This window comes from Streptomyces sp. NPDC054863, from assembly GCF_053610825.1.
Window position 1 is genome coordinate 1 of sequence record NZ_JBSGZD010000422.1, and the last position, 5066, is coordinate 5066.

Annotated in this window: 4 protein-coding genes; 2 read left to right on the forward strand and 2 right to left on the reverse strand. The window is 69.9% G+C overall.

Translation table 11 applies throughout. From position 1 onward, the window contains the following. Nucleotides 1-25 precede the first annotated feature (25 nt). On the reverse strand, nt 26-2620 hold the full coding sequence (gene pepN / locus ACWGIG_RS36805; protein ID WP_453326069.1) for an aminopeptidase N: 2595 nt from the start codon (nt 2618-2620) through the stop codon (nt 26-28). 159 nt (nt 2621-2779) lie between these two features. On the opposite strand from pepN, the gene ACWGIG_RS36810 reads away from it, so the two are divergent. Continuing rightward, nucleotides 2780-3412, forward strand: coding sequence for a DsbA family oxidoreductase (locus ACWGIG_RS36810; RefSeq protein WP_453326070.1), 633 nt, complete (start codon nt 2780-2782; stop codon nt 3410-3412). Between the two features lie 182 nt (nt 3413-3594). Then, on the forward strand, nt 3595-4143 hold the full coding sequence (locus tag ACWGIG_RS36815) for a hypothetical protein (protein ID WP_453326071.1): 549 nt from the start codon (nt 3595-3597) through the stop codon (nt 4141-4143). Nucleotides 4144-4318: 175 nt separating this feature from the next. Here the strand turns inward: ACWGIG_RS36815 and ACWGIG_RS36820 are convergent, their stop codons facing one another. Next, a complete protein-coding gene (locus ACWGIG_RS36820; protein ID WP_453326072.1) occupies nt 4319-4966 on the reverse strand; it encodes a superoxide dismutase in 648 nt (215 codons plus the stop codon). Between the last annotated feature and the right edge of the window lie 100 nt (nt 4967-5066).

Genomic DNA, 5066 nt, shown 5'->3' on the forward strand with positions numbered 1-5066 from the left:
GGCCCCCGCCCGGTAACCCGGCCGGCTAGGCCCCGTCGCAGGCCTGCGCGCGCTGTGCCCGCGCCAGGTCGTCGCGCGCCTCCAGCACCAGGCGGCGCAGCGCCGGGGCCGCGTCCGCGTGGGACGTGAGCCACCCGTCGGTGGCGGCCAGTGTCGCGGCCGGGTCCTGGAGCGCGGGATACAGGCCGCGGACGATCAGCACCCCGATCTGGATGGAGCGTTCCGCCCACACCCGCTCGATCGCGGCGAAGTACTTCGCGGCGTACGGGGCGAGCAGCTCGCGCTGACCGCTGCGTACGAAGCCCGCGTTGGTGGCCTCGACGAGGGCGTTGGAGAGGGCGTCGGACTCCACGACCGACGCCCACGCCTGCGCCTTGACCGCCTCGGACGGGCGGGAGGCCAGGCAGCGCACCTGGTGGCGCTTGCCCGAAGCGGTGTCGTCCCGGGCGAGTTCGGCGTCGATCGCCGACTCGTCGGCCCGGCCGTGCGAGACGAGCGGGGACAGGAACGACCAGCGCAGCTCCTGGTCGACGTCGAGACCGTCGATCCGCGCCGTACCGGCGAGCAGGCCCTCCAGGAGCTGGAAATCGGTCTCGCCGCAGGCTCCGGCGGCGAAGAAGCGCGCCCAGGTCAGCTGGTGCTCGCTGCCGGGCTCGGCGCTCCGCAGCTCGCGCAGCGCACCCGCGGAGAGGAGCCGGCCGCCCTCCTCGCGCCACTGGGGGGCCGCGTAGTGGACGAGCGCCGTCTGCGTCCACGCGTGCAGCATCTGGAGCACGCCGACGTCCGACTCGCGGCCCGCGAACCGCAGTACGAGGTCGATGAAGTCGCGGGCGGGCATGAGGCCGTCACGGGTCAGGTTCCACAGCGCGGACCAGCACAGGGCACGGGCCAGGGGATCCGTGAAGTCGCCGAGATGGGCGCGCAGGGTGTCCAGCGAGCCCGCGTCGAAGCGGATCTTGCAGTAGGTGAGGTCGTCGTCGTTGACCAGGATCAGCGCGGGCTTCTCGGTGCCGGTCAGGCCGGTGACGACCGTGCGCGGACCGGCCACGTCCGTCTCCGTCCGGGCGTAACGGACCAGCTCGCCGCCCTCCAGCCGGTAGAGGCCGATCGCGACGCGGTGCGGGCGCAGCTCCGGGGCAGCCGCCGCCGCAGCCTGCTGATGCGCGGGGAGGGTGGCCTGCTGGACCACCGCGAGCTCGGTGATCCGGCCCTCCGCGTCGTAAGTGACCTCCGGAGTGAGGGAGTTGACCCCGGACGTCTGGAGCCAGACGCGCGACCACTCGGTGAGGTCGCGGCCACTGGTCTCCTCCAGGGCGGAGAGCAGGTCGCCCAGCCGGGTGTTCCCGTACGCGTGCGCCTTGAAGTAGACGCGGGCACCCTCCAGGAACGCGTCCCGTCCGACGTACGCGACGAGCTGCTTCAGCACGGAAGCGCCCTTGGCGTACGTGATGCCGTCGAAGTTGAGCTTCGCGTCCTGGAGGTCTCGGATGTCGGCCGTGATCGGGTGCGTGGACGGCAGCTGGTCGGCGCGGTACGCCAGGGACTTGCGGCGGTTGGCGAAGGTGATCCAGCCGTCGGTGAAGCGGGTCGCCTCGACCATCGAGAAGGAGCCCATGAAGTCCGCGAAGGACTCCTTCAGCCACAGGTCGTCCCACCACTGCATGGTGACCAGGTCGCCGAACCACATGTGCGCCATCTCGTGCAGGATGACGTTCGCCCGGCCCTCGTACGACGAACTCGTCGTCTTCCCGCGGAAGATGAACTCCTCGGTGAAGGTGACCAGACCCGGGTTCTCCATCGCGCCGAGGTTGTACTCGGGGACGAACGCCTGGTCGTACTTCCCGAAGGGGTACGGGTAGTCGAAGTTGTCGTGGAAGAAGTCCAGGCCCTGCTTGGTGATCAGGAAGACGTCGTCCGCGTCGAAGTGCTTGGCGAGACCCTTGCGGCACATGGCACCCAGCGGGATGTCGAGAGTGCTGCCGTCCTCGAAGGTGCGGGTGTAGGAGTCCTCGACGTAGTGGTACGGGCCGGCCACGACGGCGGTGATGTACGTCGAGATCGGCTTGGTCTCGGCGAACGTCCAGGTGCCGTCCTCCAAGGTGCCCACGCCGTTGCTCCACACCGTCCAGCCCTCGGGCGCCCGCACCGAGAAGCGGTACGGAGCCTTCAGGCTGGGCTGCTCGAAGTTGGCGTACACGCGGCGGGCGTCGGCCGGCTCGTACTGCGTGTAGAGGTAGACCTCGCCGTCCTCCGGGTCGACGAAGCGGTGCATGCCCTCGCCGGTCCTGCTGTAGGCGCACTGGGCGTCCACGACGAGGACGTTCTCGGCGGCGAGGCCTTCGAGGGCGATGCGGGTGCCGTCGAAGACGGCCGCCGGGTCCAGCGCGGTGCCGTTGAGGGTCACCGCGTTCACGGACGGTGCGACCAGGTCGGCGAAGGTGGACGCGCCCGGCGTTCTGGCCCGGAAGCGGATCTCGGTCACCGAGCGGAACGTGCGCGGGCCGTCCCCCTCGTGGTCGCCCACTGCGGAACGCAGGTCGAGCGCGACCTCGTATCCGTCGACGGACAGCAGCTCGGCCCGGATCTGGGCTTCGTCGCGGGACAGGTTCTCACCGGGCACGGGCACTCCTTCGTGACACGTTCGACGCTTTTCGATACTCCTCGAAACAGCACCGATCCTCCCATGTGCGCCTGAAGCGGTGTGCACGGGAATGGTGCCGGGGGCCCGGTGGTTGTCAGGCACAGTGCCGCGACACTTGAAATATCAATGAGGAGAGACATGTCCCAGACCGCGAAGATCCCCGCAGACTTCTGGTTCGACCCGCTGTGCCCCTGGGCGTGGATGACGTCGCGTTGGATGCTCGAAGTGGAGCAGCAGCGTCCGGTCGAGATCCGCTGGCACGTGATGAGTCTGGCCGTACTCAACGAGGGCCGCGACGACCTTCCCGAGGAGTACCGGGAGGCCTTGAAGACGGCGTGGGGCCCGGTCCGCGTGGTCATCGCCGCCCAGCAGCTGCACGGCGAGGAGATCACCGGCGCGCTGTACACGGCGCTCGGCACCCGCATCCACAACGACGGCCGCGGCGTCACCGACGAGGTCATCGCGGAGGCGCTCGCCGAGGTCGGCCTGCCCGCCTCCCTCGCCTCCTACGCCACGTCCGACACCTACGACAAGGAGCTGCGGGCCTCGCACCTGTCGGGCATCTCCCTCGTCGGCGAGGACGTCGGCACGCCGGTCATCGCGGTCCCGGGCGAGGACGGCGGCCAGGTCGCCTTCTTCGGACCGGTCGTCACGCCGACGCCCAGGGGCGAGGCGGCGGCGAAGCTCTGGGACGGCACGCTGCTGGTCGCCTCGACCCCCGGCTTCTTCGAACTGAAGCGGACCCGGACCCAGGGCCCGGACTTCAGCTGACCGCGGGGCGCGGGGCGCGGGGCGCGGGGGAGGGGGAGGGCGGAGTGTGGTGGTCGTCGTGCGGGTACGTCGTGGTCGGCCGCGCAGTTCCCCGCGCCCCTGAAGACCTGCCCTCAGGGCGGCCCACCCCGACCGGCCCCGCCCAGCAGGCACCCGCCGCCGACCCCCCGTAGCGTCCCCCTATGGAGACAGGCGAGATACTCGGCGACAGCCACATAGGCACGGACCGCGCCCCCCGGGCCCCCCATGCCACCCTGCCCGTACGCCCGACCGACCGAGCTGTACGGGCAGGGTGTTACGCCCTCGCCGCCCTCTGGTGGCTGACCGGTCTGCGGCGGGCCGCCGCAGCCCTGCGGCACTACCTCGCCGGCACCGGCGCCCCGTACGCCCTGGACGCCGGCACCCTCGTCGCCCTCCCGCCCGTGCGGGCAGCCGTGAACGCCCGCCTCATGGAGGCGGAGGCGGGCCACTGGTCCGGCACCGACGACTGGCAGGGCGTCCGCATCGCCCCCTCCACCAGCCCCGACTGGTGGCTGGCCGTGCGCGGCGTCCAGTACCGCGTGGTCCGCCCCAACCCGCACTACTACCGCGTCGAGTTCCACAAGAGCTGGAACTTCGACCGCGGCGAATCCGGGTGCGGCAACCCCTTCACGTCCTTCGCCCGCCTCCACGGGGCCGGCCTGGCACGGGAGTTCACGGGTACCGGCCGCACCGGCTACCTCCCGCGCTGACCCGCCCCGTACCCACAGAAGAGCCCCCGCGAGTCATGTCCTCGCAGGGGCTCTTCGTCCATCCACCCGCCCGGTGAAGGTTGAGAAGACGATCACGAGCAGGGCGTTTCGGGTCCCGCCGGCCTGGCGGGAGTCACCACCGGCTCCGGGTCACGGAGCGATCAGCGGCTCCGGGTCACGGAGTGATCAGCGGCGTACGGTCCTTCGCCTCGGCGTAACGCTTCGCCACGTCCTGCCAGTTGACGACGGCCCACATGGCCTCGATGAAGTCGACCTTCTGGTTCTTGTACTGGAGGTAGAAGGCGTGCTCCCACGCGTCGAAGACCAGGACCGGGACGCTGCCCTGGCCGACGTTGCCCTGGTGGTCGTAGACCTGCTCGACGATGAGACGGCCCGAGACCGGCTCGTACGCGAGGACGCCCCAGCCGGAGCCCTGCGTCGTCGCGGCGGCCTTCGTCAGCTGCGTCTTGAACTTGGCGAAGGAGCCGAAGGACTCGGTGATCGCGTCCGCGAGGTCGCCGACACCGTCGGCGGCCGTCGGCTCGCCGCCACCGTTGCCGTCCTTCGGGGAGGCCATGTTGTGCCAGTAGATGCTGTGCAGGATGTGGCCGGAGAGGTGGAACGCGAGGCTCTTCTCCAGACCGTTGATCGAGCCCCAGGCGTCCTTGTCGCGCGCCTCGGCGAGCTGCTCAAGGGTGTCGTTGGCGCCCTTGACGTAAGCCGCGTGGTGCTTGTCGTGGTGCAGCTCGATGATCTGCGGGTTGATCACGGGCTCAAGCGCCGCGTAGTCGTACGGAAGTTCAGGAAGCGTGTAGATGGCCATGTCGTCCGACCCCTCCGATTGCTTATTGCAAGTCTTATGCATCTGCACGCTACCAGCAGTTATTTGACTGAGCAGCTTAGGTATGCCTCAGTAAAAAGCC

What these genes read in the sequence shown, in the direction of transcription:
- ACWGIG_RS36810 (WP_453326070.1), top strand. Translation starts at nt 2,780, where the DNA reads ATGTCCCAGACCGCGAAGATCCCCGCAGACTTCTGGTTCGACCCGCTG.
- ACWGIG_RS36815 (WP_453326071.1), top strand. Translation starts at nt 3,595, where the DNA reads ATGGAGACAGGCGAGATACTCGGCGACAGCCACATAGGCACGGACCGC.
- ACWGIG_RS36820 (WP_453326072.1), bottom strand. Translation starts at nt 4,966, where the DNA reads ATGGCCATCTACACGCTTCCTGAACTTCCGTACGACTACGCGGCGCTT.